This is a genomic window from Bacillus thuringiensis (assembly GCF_022095615.2).
Classification (GTDB): Bacteria; Bacillota; Bacilli; order Bacillales; family Bacillaceae_G; genus Bacillus_A; species Bacillus_A cereus_AG.
On the sequence record NZ_CP155562.1, the window covers coordinates 25695 to 42266 of the forward strand.

Genomic DNA, 16572 nt, shown 5'->3' on the forward strand with positions numbered 1-16572 from the left:
CTTGGGGGTAGTGCAAATTCTTAAGTTGATGGGCATGGGGTACCGCCACATCGCTATCAAGCTAAAGAAGTAGGTCACCCCCAAAAAGAGAAAATATGTTAAATTCTCATAGATAACTATCTTATATTAATTACATAATCCAGTGTGATATAATAATATAAAGATATTATATTTAAAAGGGGGATTCAAATTGGTTAAAAACTTACCTTTACTAATAGTGATTTTACTACTAGGTATCAGTTCTTCTACATTAAGCACGAACGGATACTTTTCTCCAGTTATAGAATGGTCTTTAATGATTATAAGTATTATTTTGAACATTACTGCAGTGATAGGTTTATCATTACACGTCCTTGTATATCAACCTATGAAAAGATTTAATAAAAATTTAAAAGGGACCTTCAAATAAAATAATTATATTTGAGGTAACACCACATCGCTATCGAGCTAAAAAAATGTATCCATAAAGAGAAAAAAACGCTATTCTTTCTGTAGAATCATAGGAAAGGATGGCGTTTTTTATGTCTGTTTCTGATGAATTACAACTATTTGCTCAAGAGATTCAACGTTTTTTATCTCCAAATACCTTACGGAATCTTGCTCGAGATGTTGGTTTCGTACAACGAACCAGTAAGTACCAAGCAAAAGATTTAGTCGCTTTATGTGTATGGATGAACCAAAATATCGCTACGACGTCTTTAACTCAGTTATCTAGCTGTTTAGAAGCCTCGACAGAAGTGCTCATCAGTCCCGAGGGACTGAACCAACGATTTAATAAAGCAGCCGTCCAATTTCTACAACACATACTAGCTGAACTACTAAGCCGAAAATTGACCTCATCTATACCGATTTCTTCTCCATATACTTCTGTTTTTAAGCGTATTCGTATTTTAGATTCAACTGCATTTCAACTCCCTGATGTATTTTCATCGGTTTATCCAGGTGCAGGAGGATGTAGCCATACAGCTGGGATAAAAATTCAACTTGAGTATGATTTGTTAAGTGGACAGTTCCTTCATATTCATACAGGTCCAGGTAAACAACATGATCGCACTTACGGCTCTTTGTGTGCCCCAACTGTGACAGCAAATGATTTATGTATCCGAGATTTAGGTTATTTTCATTTAAAAGACCTTCAATATATACAAGATAAAGAGGCCTACTATATCTCTCGTATCAAGTCGAACACACGTATGTATCAAAAAAATCCTAACCCTGATTATTTTCAAGATGGAAGAATTAAGAAAGGTACAGAGTATATACAGATAGATATAGAGACGTTAATGAACTCCCTTCAACCAGGACAAACGTGTGAAGTAGCTGATGCTTATGTAGGAATGAATGATAAAGTGCCAGCTCGTGTAATTGTTCATCGATTAACAAAACAACAGCAACAAAAACGATTACAAGATCAAGCTGTAAGAGAAAAAAAGAAAGGAATGAAGTATTCTCCTCGTAGTAAACGACTCAGCGGTATCAATGTATATATGACAAACACCCCTACAGATATTGTCCCTATGGGACAGGTACATGACTGGTATTCTTTGCGTTGGCAAATCGGCGTGTCCAGATAAGGACACATTATCTAGTTGGTGAAAGTCCAATCGGGAGAATAGACTCCACTCCCGTAGCCTGAGAGGCGCCATGAAGTGAAAGCGACATGGCGAAGCCCTCTGACATCACATGCAAAAGGCATGTGGGCAAATCTCCAGGTTGTAACGTACAGTGAACGTAGATGTAGCCTCGTTACACGCAATTCCGGTGGCTGAGACGGTCGATAACGTGCGAAAGCAACAAGAACTGACCGAAACGAGTCTGGAACGGCAGTTCTCACCGGCGGGGTATCAGCGGCGACATGGAGAGAAAGATAATGTGGAAACTGGAGAAGCCCTCGACACCCGATGAAGAAATCTCATCGAGGAGACCGTCTCTATAACCGCGATCGGGAAGTGAGAACGGTAGGTGTCAGGGTGGCGGAACGGATCGTAGTACCAGAGATCTGCGTGCAGCAAAACACGCGGGGAGGAAAGGATCCGAACCTGTAAACATTTCGTATGACTAAAGGAGGCAAGGGTGCTATGACAAAAACACCCATCACTTTGCAGGAACTAAGGCAACGAATCTATCGAAAGGCGAAGTCTGAACCTACGCACCGGTTTTGGGGGATATTTACCCACATTACCAAAATTACAACCCTTCACGAAGCATATCAACAGGCGAGGAAAAACAATGGTGCCCCAGGCATTGATGGAAAAAGTTTTGCTGATATAGAACTAGAAGGAGTTATCCCATTCTTAACGGGTATTCAAGAAGAATTACAAGCTGGAATATACCAACCACAAGCCAATCGAAAAGTAGAAATCCCAAAGACAAACGGCAAAATGCGAACTCTGCAAATTCCGTGTATACGAGATCGTGTAGTACAAGGAGCGCTAAAACTCATATTAGAAGCAATTTTTGAAGCTGATTTCTGTCCAAACTCGTATGGGTTTCGGCCGAAACGCTCTCCACATCAGGCATTGGCAGAAGTACGACGCAGTATATTGCGCCGTATGACCATAATAATTGATGTTGATTTGTCACGCTACTTTGATACAATCCGACACAACATATTATTGGAGAAAATCGCGAAACGTGTCCAAGACCCACAGGTTATGCATCTTGTAAAACAGGTAATTAAGGCAACAGGAAAGATCGGTGTCCCGCAAGGGGGACCATTTTCTCCACTAGCCGCGAACATTTACCTCAATGAAGTGGATTGGACATTTGATACCATTCGACGTAAAACAGCTGATGGCAATTACGAAGCTGTAAACTATCACCGTTTTGCCGACGATATAGTTATCGCTGTAAGCGGACACTCCAGTAAAAGTGGATGGGCTGAACTGGCATTACGACGACTGTGGGAACAGTTAAAGCCTTTGGGAGTTGAACTGAATCTGGAGAAGACTCAGATGGTCAATGTCCTAAAAGGAGAATCCTTCGGATTTTTAGGATTTGACCTGAGACGAATACCGAACCGAAATAAGAATGGATTCTTCGTTTTCATGATCCCGAAGAAGAAAGCTCGCACGACAGTGAAAGCAAAAATTCGCGAACTCATTCAAAACGCAGGAGCGAAGCCAGCACAAGACTTAATAAAACAAATCAATGCCGTACTGACTGGATGGGTGAACTACTTCCGGGTTGGGAACTCTAGTCAAGCTTTCAGTGAAGTACGTGATTATACGGAGATGAAAATTCGCACACTGTTAACGAGAAGGAAACGACGACGAAAGCGTAGCATCGGATGGCAGAGATGGAGTAACGAATATCTCTATGGTGTACTGGGGCTTTACTGGGACTGGAAAGTCCTTCCCCTGAAAAGTGCAGAGAGTTTCCGATGAAAGTGTCTGCCATTTGATAGGTCTCATAACCCTTTTGATGAAGTTTATGGGGTGAGCTGCTTGAGGGAAAACCTCACGAGCAGTTCTTATGGGGAGAGGCTGGAAACGGATCACAACTGATACCGCGCCAGTCTTTTACCCGACAAATTTTATTTAAAACGTGGAAGTCATTCTTTCAAATTCATCATTGTAAAAAGATAAAAGCAGAACGATTAGAGTGCCATTTATATGGTCAATTGATTGCCATTCTACTCTGTTCTTCTATCATGTTTCAAATGCGCCAATTGCTCCTCATGAAGAAAAAACGAGAGCTTAGTGAGTATAAAGCCATATATATGATTAAAGACTATTTTCTTCTTCTATTCCAAACTATACAGAAAAACACCCAAGAGCTATCAAAGGTGTTACTTCGTCTGTTCAATCTTCTACAGCAAAACGGGCGGAAATCTCATCGATATGAGAAAAAAACGGTCTTTGATATATTAGGTGTCGTTTACAATTCTATGTCTGATAATCAAGCCGCTTAATTCAAAAAAGTGAAACCCGGTAGGGTTTATTTCGTATGCAAATCTTTCAATCACCTATACTTGCTCCTTAGAAAAAAGAAACAATCTCGCCTAAAATTGACTTTGCATAAGCTTAACTTGATAGCGATGTGGTTTTACCCCTATACGTAGCCTTTAGAAAAAAGAAATAATCTCTACTATAATTGACGTTGTATGAGCTTAGCTTGATAGCGATGTGGCGGTACCCCTATCTACAGCTCTATCAAAAGTTTTATTCCACTCAATCCCATAACCATTACATTTTTCACATCTAGCATCTAATTTCGGTAACATCATTAAATCCTCCTCGTATATTAATATTTAAGTCCTATTTCAGACTTAGATTTTTTCTTTAATAAGAGTCCTGTAATAAATAAAATACTTGGACGTCTCAAGATATTTCTAGATAATGGTCTTAGGATCATTTGGGACAATTCTTATTCCTCCTGTGGACTTATCACATAACTTAGAGTGTTTCTCAGTGAACGTGCGGGACTCCCTACTCGCAGGCTGAGCAGCCTGATCCTCGAACCTAGATGTTAGTAGCTCTAGGGCGGCTTTCGATTCAGGACAAGCTCTCATACACGAGGTTGTTGGTCGGCGTACACACTAGAGATATCTCGAGACGTCCAAGCAATGATTCTAAATAGAAGGGAGGTCTCTTACATGAGATTATTTGTTGGTTTAGATGTAAGTTCGTTTGATATAAAAGCTTGTATTTTAAATGGTGAAGGTAAAAAGCTAGATTTCTTTTCGGTCAACAACGACTTGCCAGGTGCCACAGCGCTCAAAGAGCGAGTGTTACAGTGTATAGCTAACCAAGAAATTGAAACTTTTAAAATCGGCCTAGAATCCACATCTGTTTATAGTTTTCATCCATCTATGTTTCTTCATTATGATGAAGACTTACAACGCTTTGGAGCAAAGGTATTTCTAATGAATCCAAAACAAATTGCAAATTTTAAGAAAAGCTATTCTGACATGGATAAAACAGATGAGATTGATGCCTTTGTCATCGCTGACTATTTACGGTTTGGACGAAATCAAATGTCTATCGTAAAAGAAAGTCAGTATGTGGCACTCCAGCAATTAACAAGATCTCGTTATCAGCTCGTTAGAATGTTGACAAAGGAAAAACAACATTTTCTCCAACACTTAAGTTATAAATGTAATACGTTCTCACAAGAAGTGGATTCTTCTATCTTTGGCAACGCCATGATGGAACTATTTCTTGAGAAATTCAGTCTAGAAGAGCTAGCCGACATGCCTTTAGAGGAACTCGCTGAGTTCCTACAAACGAAAGGGAAAAATCGATTCGGTGACCCGAAATGTGTCGCATCAACCATTCAAAGGGCTGTTCGCTCTTCCTATCGTTTGGATAAGGTCGTAGAAGACTCAATCGATGTTCTTCTAGGAACATCAATTGCGGTTATTCGTACCTATCAACAGCAAATCAAAGAAATAGAAAAATCCATTAAGCGAATCATGGCTGGATTAACCCAAACACTCGAATCTATTCCTGGAATTGGTCCTGTATTCGCCGCCGGTATTATCGCTGAGATTGGTCAAATCGAAAGATTTGATGATGAAACCAAAGTAGCAAAATATGCCGGACTATATTGGCGCACGCACCAATCTGGTCGATTCACAGCAGAAAACACTTCATTATCCCGTAATGGAAATCATTACTTGCGGTATTACTTAGTTGAAGCCGCCAACTCTGTAAGAAGGCATGTATCTGATTATCAAGAATATTACGTAAAAAAATATAATGAAGTACCAAAACATCAACACAAACGTGCACTCGTTCTAACCGCAAGAAAACTTGTGCGATTGGTGGATGCGCTACTACGTAGTCACCAACTCTTTACGCCAGAAAGGTGCGTGAAAGTGTGACATAAAACTTGTCATCGCTACCTTTCAATTATTTTCCAGTAAATTACATATATTACTGGTTTAGTTTCGTGATGTCTTTTTTAAGCAAATAGGCCTTTGATAACTTTAAACGTTTATATTTTTTAGTTGACATATTACCGCAGGTCTATCGTTATATATAATAACAGTCTACTACAATTTAAAGATAATCTAAAATTTCACTTACCGTATTAAGTAGATTTCTCCATATCGCTCCAAAACACTACATAACGATGTAGGGCTTCAATGCTTTTTAAACCAAGATGTAACTTGATCTCTACCGGCGTCATTCCTTTTTGTAAGGCATTTAGTATCCAACGATTCCGTAACGTTGTAGGAGTAACGTGGATACTTGCACGTTTAATTTCTTTTTGAAGCATCCTTTGTACACCAATTTTCGTTAATGCTCCAGGAGCATCTTTCTCATAATTCCAACGAAATGTTTGTGGTCCGAAATCAAAAGCTACAAATAATGGATCGTTACTATGTTGTTTTGGCCGTATCGTTTCAGGAATGTCATTTAAATAGTCTAGGACTAATTCTCTATCTTTTTTAGATAGCTTTACGGTGCGTTTAAACGCACTTGTTTGTCCTGGGGTAATAATACCTTCACTAAGTTTTAAATCGTTCATGGATAGCGAAATAATGTCCTGAATAGATAAACCATACTTTAGCATGAAACGGACTAACAGGATATTTCGGTTCAAGATATGTATTCTTCCGGATGCCTGGTATTCTGATAATCCATCTAAACTTTTTATAGTGCGCATAAGTTTACGTATTTCCCTATCTGAAGCGAAATTTTTTGATGTAAGGGGTGGAGGGGCAACATCACTTTTTAAATCGCTTGTATTACCATGAAACTGTAAAAAGTTAATTACAACTCCTTTAATCCTTTTTATGTTAGATATAGACGCTCCACGATCTCTTTTAAGAGCATTTAAGAAACTAAACAATGTATTTGTATCGAAAGATTGAAAGACTTCTTGAGAAGGGGATGGGTGTCTTTTTTTGATCCAGGAGACAAAAATAGATAGATCGTATTGGTATCTTTGGAGAGTAGATTCTTTGCGCCCGCGACTCTTAAGTGAAGACAAAAACATGCTGACACTTGTTTCGTATTTCATTTCTATATACCTCTCTTTTCTAAAAATCGTGTACCGCAATTATACGCCGAAAATCTTACATAATGCAATAGGGGGTTCTTGTCTCTTTTATGTTCTCCTTCTTCTTTTCTTGTTTTTTTCGTCGCGAAACATCATCTAAAAGAATGAGGGGATGTGTTTTCTTTACTCCTGATCATAGGTTATTTTAGTTCCATTACGTGGTTAGTTCTGAAAATTCAATTTATTTTTAATACGAATGTTTCATAAGTACATTTAACCCTTTATTCGCATTAATATCGAAGTGGATCAGTGATGAAAACATCAATTTCTCAAATAATACCTTCGATATTTCAAACAGAATACACTAAGGAATAAGTTTAGAATATATTTAAGAATTACTTATGGAATTACTATAGAAATGAATAGAATAGCTATAGGAATAGGCGTAAGAATACTTGTAAATTAGTTCTGTGCCTATTCCTATAGCTATTCTATACTAAAATCCTATTATATCAAGGTAGATTCTAATTCTTATAAAGATCAAGATTACTGAAGTTATCCTTGAGATAGTAACTGTATTCTACGAATACTGTAACTAATCGAAAGGCTATTAGTCTTTTAACTACAGTAAATCCGCGGCGGCCGGCAGCCCATTCATTCCATATTCCATCATCCAAATCCAACTCAACATCTTTCGTATTTCGGTACGAAACACCATCCATCGTTCCTGGCATATAATATATATCACATAGCTTGTACATATATATTATCTCTGTATATATCCTACCTATATAACTGATCTCTAGATCACACTATAATATTATGTCAGCTGTCCTCACTATTACCCTCTCATAAAAAAATGCTAGTTGCCCTTTACGGACAACTAGCATTTTCACTTCAATATCCCTGTACTTTTTTTGTTCATAATCTTGTACATATATCTCGTATGGATCATGACCAATTACATTTCTGTTTAATAGTTTTGATGCACATATTCAAACAATATTATCGCGATTTACAGCACCAAATATATTCGGTGCTGATGTTTCTTGTTTCACTTCTTCTTTTGTTTCTTCTTTAATTGATTCCTCTTTTTTTACAGATTCACCTTTTGAGGGTTCAATATTTTGAACAGAAGGTTGTTCAGTGATCACTTTAGAAACAACTGTATTATCTTGTAATAAATTTTTCATTTTGTTGAACTCTTGATAAAATTCATCTTTCATCAACAAATCTCTATGCATTTCTTGCTGTGCTTCAAAGCTTTTTACGTCTAACGTTCCATATTGTTTTATAAAAAACTTTATTAAAGTAAATAACGATTCACCTATATTATCTTGATTTTCGTACCAATCCCAAAATTCCGGATCATTTACTTTTTTTAGTTTCCATCCATATTGTTCTGGTTTTGTTTTTGCCTTCATAATTTAACACCAACCTAAACTAACACTTCTTTTTCTAGTACATCTAAGCCTTCAATATTCATGTCAACAGCATATTCAGCCGGAATCCATAGTAATTCTAATTTATTTCTTTTACAGAACGATACTAACTCTTTTTCCAAATCTTCTTCTAGTGCAATTGATCCTCCTCCATAAATTGCAATGACTTCGGCTTCACTGGCTGTATTATTTCTATATTTATTACGAATATCGCGCAAAATATTCTCAGCTTGAACATAACGAGTCTCATAGAAAAACTCTTTAGCTTCTTGATGGAATTTGTGTTCCTCATGTAATAAAATCTCAGCAAATTGTTGACGGGTAATTTCTCCAACCCCTGGTCTGTTATTCTGTAAAAGTTTTATCGCTTCTAACAAAGCATGTCCGATACCTCGACGTTCACCTGTGCATGAATCAGGTTTAGGATTTAATCCTTCTGTATAAATGTACTCTGTTGTACCATCACCAATATCAACATGCAGGATTTTCTTTGCTGAAAACACTTCGAGTTTTAACATTTTTTGGATTTCTTCTTCGGTATATTTTAGTTCTTGTTTACAAAATTCCACGTATTTTCTAAACATCTTATTCTCACCATCAGCAATCGCGCGAATCATTCGATACAATGGAGGAATCCCCTCACGAGTAACAGTTACTTGTTCAAAACTAACTGTTACAGTCACCTTCTCTTCAGCAACATCTACAATTGCAATGTGTGGCTTTTCTACTAATCGTTTTTCTAATACTCTAGCGTGTTCTGGTTTCCATTCACTTGCTGGTATAGCTGTAGTTAGCTTTACTTTTACATCAAGTGTTGCTGGTAAGGTGTTAGTTTCTCCAAATTCCTTTTGGATTGCCTTTGCAGCTACAATACTAACTAAATGAATAATCGGTAGATCATCTTCATGTTTTCCACCTTCTTCAATATCCATTGTTGTTGTATCCTTAGCAAAATTCATCGCACGTTTGCCAACTAAAAATTGACCACTACGCTTTATTGTATTGCTTGTAATATGTACCTGTAATTCATCTAGTAAATTCACAACACATTTTTCAATATTTGTTTCACTTGGATCAAGAGGTTTAAACAAACGTTTGTATACACTAGGTACTTTTTCAATCTTATCTTCAATTTTGAACTTAACTTTACTATTTCCAATATCCGCTTTTAAGTTAAACATCATACTCATAAAACACATCTCCTTTTGTTTACTATTCCATTACTATATGAATATTTTCCAAAACCTTATTGGTTATAAAAAGATTACTTTTTGATACCTTATTGTAATTGTAACACGATCCTTTGGGTGATGCAACAAAAAATGCAATAAAATCACCAAAAGATTACCAGGGGATTACTTTTTGATACCTTTATTGTGACTAATAAGTGTTTTATTTGTTATTTTTCCGTAACCTTTCGGCGAGAGGGTGTTTTCGCATTATGTTTTAGGTATCTTTCTGGTTATGATTTGTATGTCAGTTGTAAAGTGGGCAGATTATATGAAAATCCGTGGGATATGGACGATCGTTGTTACAACAAATTGAAACATTTGGGTGTGACAGTGTCTAATAAACTTTGTTATAAACTTCTAGATTTGGTTGTAACAGTTTTTTGTACTTTTATAAGGAAGAATCACTGATTTTGTTGAAAATCGAAAACAGACTATTTAGCGAAGTTTAGGGAGGATGTGTAGGTTTGATATTTATATGCACTAATATTGGGTATAAATGCTAACTTAAATATGTACATTAACGCTTGAATAAATATGTACATTTTCAATTGGATTCTCCATACTGACTCTGAGGTGGTTAGTATGTATATTAAGCTAGATATTCAAACAGAATTTGAGGTTAAAAGTCTTTCAGACTTACCAAATTTTAAAAAACTAATGGGGAACTTAAAAATGAAGATAAATAAAAGTCAATTAGCCAGAGAATTGAATGTGGATCGGCGTACCATAGATAAGTATTTGAATGGTTTTACACCAAAAGGGACAAAAAATAAAACATCGAAAATCGATACATATTATGAAGTGATTGCAGCTCTTTTATCTAGTGATTCTAAACAAATCTTCTACTACAAACGAGTGTTATGGCAGTATCTAACAGACAATCACGGTTTAAAATGTTCACAGTCTGCATTTCGTGCTTATATTAATAGAAAGCCTGAATTTAGAACATATTTTGATGAGGGGAAGCGTATTTTATCAGGTCATTCAGTGGGTGTCCGTTATGAGACACCTCCAGGAGAACAAGCTCAATTAGATTGGAAAGAAAGCATACGATTTGAAACCAAAAGTGGCGAAATCGTATATGTGAATGTAGCTGTACTTTTATTGTCCTACTCGAGATTTAAAGTTTTTCATTTGAATATTTCAAAATCACAAAGTGTTTTAATGTCATTTATGACAGAGGCATTTGAAATGTTTGGTGGTGTACCGAAGGTAATTGTCACGGATAATATGAAGACGGTAATGGATGAAGCTCGAACAGAACACTTTACAGGAACGATTAACAATAAGTTTGCCCAATTCGCTCAAGATTTTGGATTTAAGGTACAACCTTGTATCGCAGGGCGACCAAATACCAAAGGGAAAGTAGAAGCGCCAATGAAACTTCTAGACGAAATTCATGCTTATCAAGGAAGATTCACTTTTGAAGAATTACATGAATTTGTGCAAAAATTATGTGCAAGAATTAATCAAACATTTCATCAAGGGACTGGTAAGATTCCAGTGTTTGCCCTAAAACAGGAAAAGAATCTCCTACAACCACTCCCGAAGAGCGCGATAAGAGATTCCTATATGATTAAGCATAAACTTGTAAAAGTTAATACATCAGGCATGATATCTTACAAATCGAATCAATACTCAGTTCCAGCTGAATATCAAGGTAAAACCGTCGGTTTACAAGTATATGATAATCAAATATATGTTTATCATAACATGAAGTTAATTGTACAACATAAAATCAGCCAATCTAAGCTCAATTATAAAGAAGAACATTATAAAAAAGCATTGGCTAAGTCACTACCTAAATATCCGAACATTGACAATTTGGCGAAACAAAATTTATCAGTAATTGGTGAGGTATATAGAAATGAAGAATAGCTATCAACAATTAACAACAAACCTAGAGTATTTAAAATTAAAACAAATGGCACAACATTTAGGTGACGTAGTCGATTTTAGCATTAATAATGAATTATCCTTCGTAGAGACACTTGTTAAACTGACAAACTATGAGATTGATGTACGAGAACAAAATATGATTCATTCTATGGTGAAAATGGGCGCATTTCCTCATAGAAAGGAGGTTGATGAGTTTGATTTCGAATTCCAGCCGAGTATTAATAAACAACAAATCTTAGATTTTATTTCTCTACGTTTCTTAGAGCAACAAGAAAACATAGTATTTTTAGGACCTAGTGGTGTTGGTAAGACCCATTTGGCCACGTCTATTGGTATAGCAGCAGCTAAAAAGCGAACAAGTACTTATTTTATTAAATGTCATGATTTACTTCAAAATTTAAAACGTGCCAAGATTGAGAATCGCCTAGAATCTCGTTTAAAGCACTATACAAAATACAAATTACTTATTATTGATGAAATTGGGTACTTGCCTATTGATCCGGAGGATGCAAAATTATTCTTTCAATTAATCGATATGCGTTATGAAAAGCGTAGTACCATCCTAACGACCAATATCAACTTCAAGTCTTGGGACGAAGTATTCCAGGACCCTAAACTCGCCAATGCCATACTAGATCGTGTCTTACATCATGCCACGGTGGTCAGTATTGTAGGACAATCCTATCGAATTAAAGATCATTTTAGCAAAGAAAATGATTGATTTTGTACATGCTTAAACAAGCGAAAATGTACATGTTTATCTTGACATTTACATATTGGGTGTCTATTTTAGCGAGGATTAGGGAAACAGTAGGGAGAATGACAAAAGGTGTTTAAAAAAATTTGATGAATTATGATAAGATTCTTTTATTTAATAAATCTTGTTTTAAAAATTAAAACCATTAAATACATTAGAAATTAAAAATGGCACTTAACCCTTACTCTAACAAGAAGTTTGATTTTTTTTCTTAGTAGTTATTTGGTAGAAACAAAGGAGGTATCTGAATTTTCGGTTCATTTATTGCGGCAATTTTAGTAGGTTATCTTTTTATGTTTTTCCATTATATGCTAAAAATTAACTGTTATTTTTAATTGATTTGGATGTGAAGTATGAGAGGTATTTAGGAAATAATATAAGCGCATGACAAATAGCCTTGTTTTGCTATAATTTTTAAACAAGGCTATAAAAATGGCGATTTTAAGCAAGATTATTCCCCTTTGATAAAATCGTAAATTATTAACTTTTGTTTTGGTTTTGATAAAGATGAAACATATTTTTCAGCTTCTTCTTTTTTACGTTTTAAATAAGATTTATAGTTTTGGCTAAATATTTCAATGAAATAAGCAGCATTACTCTTATCAGCTTTACTAGCTTCAAAACGATCGGCAGCTTGTCTGAAGAAATACCAAGCATCTCTGTCGATATCTGGTGGCATTCTATTTGCAATTGCATATGCATCTTTTTCAGACAGATTAGTAAATGGAGAACTCATAATATAGTGCCATGCTCTTTGTTGATCTTTACTTAAATATTCATTGAAATCTTCTTTTCTAGCAAAATAGTCTTTAGGTTCTTCACTTTGTTCATTAGCTTCTTCTTGTTTTGGATCTGTATCTACTTGTTCGTCTGTAACTTCTTCTTTTTTTTCTTTTAATAGAGTCCACTTGGATATTAGGTTTGAGATAGTTTCTGTTATCTCAATTGCTAGATGCCATTTGTGTTTAAAGTAATCTATGATTTTTTGATAATTATTATGTATTGTTAAAATGTATACAGAAGGACCTTTCTTTCCAGCTTTACGATTTCTAATTTGGTGGCAGATACCAAGTTTTTCTAGCCAAGAAAGAGTTTCATTGATAAGGGGTTTTGAAATTCCCGCTTTTTGGGCTATCACATCCTGTTTCACACAAGAAAAACCTTCGTGAACAAGATAAGATAAAATTGTTTCAAGTCCTTTGTACTTACGAGGAGTTTGTAAAGAAATGTCTTCAGTAGTAAAGCCCTGGTCTTCTAAAAGAATGATATCAATCTCCTTTAGAATTTTTTTTACGGCTTTATTAATATTTCCTGGTTTAGTAGATATACGATCCAGTTGAGGACTTAGTTCTCGTTTTGCTTTGCTTAATATAAAATTTTTTAATAACACGAAAAAACCTCCCTAATATTTCCAGCCCGATATCGGAAAATTAGCGAGTTTTTTATTCACAAAACTTCATTAGTTATGATATAATTTAACCATAATATTAATTTTGTAAAAAAACTCTGCTAACGTGGGTTTTCAATTGATCTAGTCGCCAAACTTCGAATCAATTGAAAACGGTGGGTGGAGTTTTATTTTTTGTCTTTTTTAAATGAATTGAACTTAATTTCCTGTTTATATGAAATAACTATATCATAAATCTCTTTTTTAATTATATATATTATGTTATATATTCTATCTTTTTTTTTATGAAATATCAACCTAGTGACTAGGCTTGATTCTTCTGTTTGATTAATCTGGATTGAATTACCTTTTCTATATATCTTATTAAGGGAAATAAGGGGATTTCTACCTTTTGATTTAATAGAGTACAAATTATATAATGCTAAGATCTGATGAGCAGATTAATTATAATCTAGTATTTTTGTAAGAAAGAATACTTTTTATAGTTGGTGAGCTTTTTTTATTTAAATACATTTGGGGGGATAATAAAATTGTTGTTTTCAAAGTTAATAGATTTATGCGCGCTTTATGATTTGCATAAAAAAAGAAGCAAAGAATACCAATTTTCGGGGGTTCCGGAAATGGATTTTGAAGATATTAATGAGTTTTATAAAGTAGATCGAACAATTAATATGCATTTTAATAGTGAAGTGTCGAATTTACAAAAAAATAAAATCGTTAAATTCGAATATGAAAGTCTAATGAAAAGTGGGGACTTGTTTAATGATTTGGTAAGCGGTGAAGCTTATCTGAATAGTAATGAGGATGCACCTAATGTTATTTTTGTTCATGGCTGGCGTATGGAAAATAATGAACGTGTGAGAAAAATCTTTCATGAAAAAATGATAGATTTAGATTGGAATTTATATTATTTTACTCTACCTTATCATTTCGCTAGAGAACCGGAAGAATCATTATTTAGTGGTGAGTATATGGTAAGTGCGGACATACAACGTACTGTGAAATCAACGCAACAAGCGGTTGTTGATCTAAGAGGATTGATTCATTGGATCAAGGAGAATAAAAAAGGTCCTGTAATATTAATAGGTGTGAGCTTGGGTGGATTTATTACTAATTTAACAGCATTGGTTGAACCAGAAATTGATGTGTTAACCTCTGTTTTTTATGCAAATCGTCTTTCATATTCAATTTGGAACACAAATCCAGGGAAATATATTAAGAAGGATTTGTCTGTTCACGGTGTTACATATGAGGAACTCGTGGAGAGTTGGAAAATTACTGAACCAAGTCAAGCTACTCCAATAATGAATCAAAAGAATATTCTATTGATTTCAGCAAAGTATGACCAATACGTTCATATGGAGGATACAAGTTATCTTTGGGAAGCATGGAATAAACCCACGCGTTATCTTTATAACTGTGGTCATGCTGGAATTGTACTTAAAAGAAAACAAATTGTATTGGATACCATAGAATTTATTCGAAAACGAATATTCGAAAGCGAATAATGTTAGGGTGTATATATGATAGTGCTGGTATTTTTACTGTGGATGATGGCAGCCATATTATTTCTAACTAATCCTAAAAATGAAGAAACACGGTGGGCGAGCGCAATTGCCTTGTTTGGTGGGTTTGGCGGTCTTGGGGTTATGCTCGGAATAGGGCCAGATCGTCCGGAATTAATTTTATGGATAGATGCAATCGCAACATCATGGGGGCATTATTTAACGCCATATGCTATTTGGATGTTTGGAGTTGTATTTTCTGGAGTATTTAGGACTAATTCACACCTTAAAAGAATAATAAGAAATATATTATTTTTAATTCCAGTCTTCTATATGTATAGTATTGATCAAATATATCCTGAGTTTAAAACTCATTATGTCATTTTGGCTTATTGGACAGTTCCTTATGTTATGGGAACAAATATATTAATGATTAATTCTACTTTTAGGGAGACTAGACCAGCTATAAAGAAAAACAAAATATTTACATGTATAGTTATCCTTCCAGTAAATACTTTTGCCTTGGTTACAAATATCATTTTGGAAGCTTTAGGTATAAAAGATGTATGGTTTTATAATCCATTGGTTATTGCCGTTCAGTTTGTTATATTTGGGTATCTTATTATAAAATACGGTTTTTTAGATGTTAAAATTCGTTTCGAAAGGCAGCACAGAGATACTACTATGAAGGCTGTTGCATCTGGAACAGCTTTGTTAAATCATACGATTAAAAATGAAATAGCAAAAATCGACTTTTTAGTCAGTCAGTTGAAAGAACATAATTTAACTGAAAAAGCTAATGAGAGTATAGAGTTAGCACTTAATTCTACTCAACATGTTTTAGAACTTTCCGCGCGTATTCAAAGTAAATTAGACGTTATGAATTTAAAGGAATCACACTTTTGGTTATCAGATAATATTGAATCTACATTAGCTTTGCTTCAACCGTATTTAAATTCAAATGTCCAGGTTATTAAACAGTATGAAGTAGATGTAAAAGTGCAGGGTGATCCTATACATATACAAGAAACCTTATTAAATATCATTAAGAACGCTTTAGAGGCAATGAGTAATGACGGGAGATTGTTAGTTAAGCTTTATAAAACTAGACGGAAAGTATATATAGATATTACTGATAGTGGGAAAGGGATTCCAAAAGATAAACTAGATCAGGTACTAAATCCTTTCTTTAGTACCAAAGGCACGAAAGGGAACTATGGATTAGGTCTGACATACTCCTATAATGTAATGCAGAAGCATGGTGGCGACATTTCTATTAAGAGTAAAGTTAATCAAGGGACTACATTTACTTTGTCACTTCCAGCCAGGAGAGTTCTTGACATTAATGAACAATTTAATATAGATGGGAGATTGTAAG

12 protein-coding genes and 2 pseudogenes are annotated in these 16572 nt (G+C 35.0%); 9 read left to right on the forward strand and 5 right to left on the reverse strand.

Annotated elements, in window-relative coordinates; all coding sequences use genetic code 11:
• The first annotated feature begins 190 nt into the window (after positions 1-190).
• From KZZ19_RS30775 to KZZ19_RS30795, 5 genes and pseudogenes are all read left to right on the forward strand, one after another.
• Positions 191-409 carry a hypothetical protein gene (locus KZZ19_RS30775; RefSeq protein WP_000240401.1) on the forward strand — a complete coding sequence of 73 codons (219 nt, stop codon included), beginning with the start codon at positions 191-193 and terminating at the stop codon, positions 407-409.
• 112 nt (positions 410-521) lie between these two features.
• A pseudogene (locus KZZ19_RS30780) lies at positions 522-1565 on the forward strand (IS4-like element ISBth4 family transposase); the annotation flags it as partial.
• Between the two features lie 513 nt (positions 1566-2078).
• Complete coding sequence (ltrA, locus tag KZZ19_RS30785) at positions 2079-3386, forward strand: group II intron reverse transcriptase/maturase (protein WP_000169371.1); 1308 nt, start codon at positions 2079-2081, stop codon at positions 3384-3386.
• A gap of 143 nt (positions 3387-3529) precedes the next feature.
• A pseudogene (locus tag KZZ19_RS30790) lies at positions 3530-3913 on the forward strand (IS4 family transposase); the annotation flags it as partial.
• Between the two features lie 684 nt (positions 3914-4597).
• Entirely contained in the window at positions 4598-5827 is a 1230-nt protein-coding gene (locus KZZ19_RS30795; RefSeq protein WP_001236344.1) for an IS110-like element ISBth166 family transposase, read from the forward strand.
• Positions 5828-6036: 209 nt separating this feature from the next.
• On the opposite strand, the gene KZZ19_RS30800 is transcribed toward KZZ19_RS30795, so the two are convergent.
• The 4 genes from KZZ19_RS30800 to KZZ19_RS30815 form a co-directional block, all read right to left on the reverse strand.
• Positions 6037-6972: a tyrosine-type recombinase/integrase gene (locus KZZ19_RS30800; RefSeq protein WP_000873092.1), complete on the reverse strand. Its 936-nt coding sequence runs from the start codon at positions 6970-6972 to the stop codon at positions 6037-6039.
• A 503-nt stretch (positions 6973-7475) separates the two neighbouring features.
• Entirely contained in the window at positions 7476-7712 is a 237-nt protein-coding gene (locus tag KZZ19_RS30805) for a hypothetical protein (RefSeq protein WP_000277226.1), read from the reverse strand.
• A 234-nt stretch (positions 7713-7946) separates the two neighbouring features.
• Positions 7947-8375, reverse strand: a complete 429-nt coding sequence (locus KZZ19_RS30810) for a hypothetical protein (protein WP_000645017.1) — start codon at positions 8373-8375, stop codon at positions 7947-7949.
• A 14-nt stretch (positions 8376-8389) separates the two neighbouring features.
• Complete coding sequence (locus KZZ19_RS30815; protein ID WP_000062290.1) at positions 8390-9583, reverse strand: ParM/StbA family protein; 1194 nt, start codon at positions 9581-9583, stop codon at positions 8390-8392.
• A 624-nt stretch (positions 9584-10207) separates the two neighbouring features.
• Between KZZ19_RS30815 and istA the strand changes: the two genes are divergently transcribed.
• Both istA and istB read left to right on the forward strand, forming a co-directional pair.
• Positions 10208-11503, forward strand: a complete 1296-nt coding sequence (gene istA / locus KZZ19_RS30820) for an IS21-like element IS232 family transposase (protein ID WP_000275580.1) — start codon at positions 10208-10210, stop codon at positions 11501-11503.
• Positions 11493-12245: an IS21-like element IS232 family helper ATPase IstB gene (gene istB / locus KZZ19_RS30825; protein WP_000798699.1), complete on the forward strand. Its 753-nt coding sequence runs from the start codon at positions 11493-11495 to the stop codon at positions 12243-12245. The genes istA and istB overlap by 11 nt, the downstream gene beginning before the upstream one ends.
• Positions 12246-12732: 487 nt before the next feature.
• Here the strand turns inward: istB and KZZ19_RS30830 are convergent, their stop codons facing one another.
• Positions 12733-13671: a hypothetical protein gene (locus tag KZZ19_RS30830; protein ID WP_000924961.1), complete on the reverse strand. Its 939-nt coding sequence runs from the start codon at positions 13669-13671 to the stop codon at positions 12733-12735.
• A gap of 548 nt (positions 13672-14219) precedes the next feature.
• Here KZZ19_RS30830 and KZZ19_RS30835 point away from each other — a divergent pair.
• Together KZZ19_RS30835 and KZZ19_RS30840 are read left to right on the forward strand one after the other, a co-directional pair.
• Positions 14220-15197 carry an alpha/beta hydrolase gene (locus KZZ19_RS30835; protein WP_000899316.1) on the forward strand — a complete coding sequence of 326 codons (978 nt, stop codon included), beginning with the start codon at positions 14220-14222 and terminating at the stop codon, positions 15195-15197.
• A gap of 15 nt (positions 15198-15212) precedes the next feature.
• The gene (locus tag KZZ19_RS30840) at positions 15213-16571 is read left to right on the forward strand and encodes a sensor histidine kinase (RefSeq protein WP_000636549.1); all 1359 of its coding nucleotides are present in this window, start codon (positions 15213-15215) and stop codon (positions 16569-16571) included.
• Position 16572: the final 1 nt, after the last annotated feature.

Bases quoted from the DNA above. Each gene is read 5' to 3' on its own strand.
- istA (WP_000275580.1), top strand. From the start codon at position 10,208: ATGTATATTAAGCTAGATATTCAAACAGAATTTGAGGTTAAAAGTCTT.
- ltrA (WP_000169371.1), top strand. From the start codon at position 2,079: ATGACAAAAACACCCATCACTTTGCAGGAACTAAGGCAACGAATCTAT.
- KZZ19_RS30840 (WP_000636549.1), top strand. From the start codon at position 15,213: ATGATAGTGCTGGTATTTTTACTGTGGATGATGGCAGCCATATTATTT.
- KZZ19_RS30805 (WP_000277226.1), bottom strand. From the start codon at position 7,712: ATGTACAAGCTATGTGATATATATTATATGCCAGGAACGATGGATGGT.
- KZZ19_RS30810 (WP_000645017.1), bottom strand. From the start codon at position 8,375: ATGAAGGCAAAAACAAAACCAGAACAATATGGATGGAAACTAAAAAAA.
- KZZ19_RS30815 (WP_000062290.1), bottom strand. From the start codon at position 9,583: ATGAGTATGATGTTTAACTTAAAAGCGGATATTGGAAATAGTAAAGTT.
- KZZ19_RS30795 (WP_001236344.1), top strand. From the start codon at position 4,598: ATGAGATTATTTGTTGGTTTAGATGTAAGTTCGTTTGATATAAAAGCT.
- istB (WP_000798699.1), top strand. From the start codon at position 11,493: ATGAAGAATAGCTATCAACAATTAACAACAAACCTAGAGTATTTAAAA.
- KZZ19_RS30800 (WP_000873092.1), bottom strand. From the start codon at position 6,972: ATGAAATACGAAACAAGTGTCAGCATGTTTTTGTCTTCACTTAAGAGT.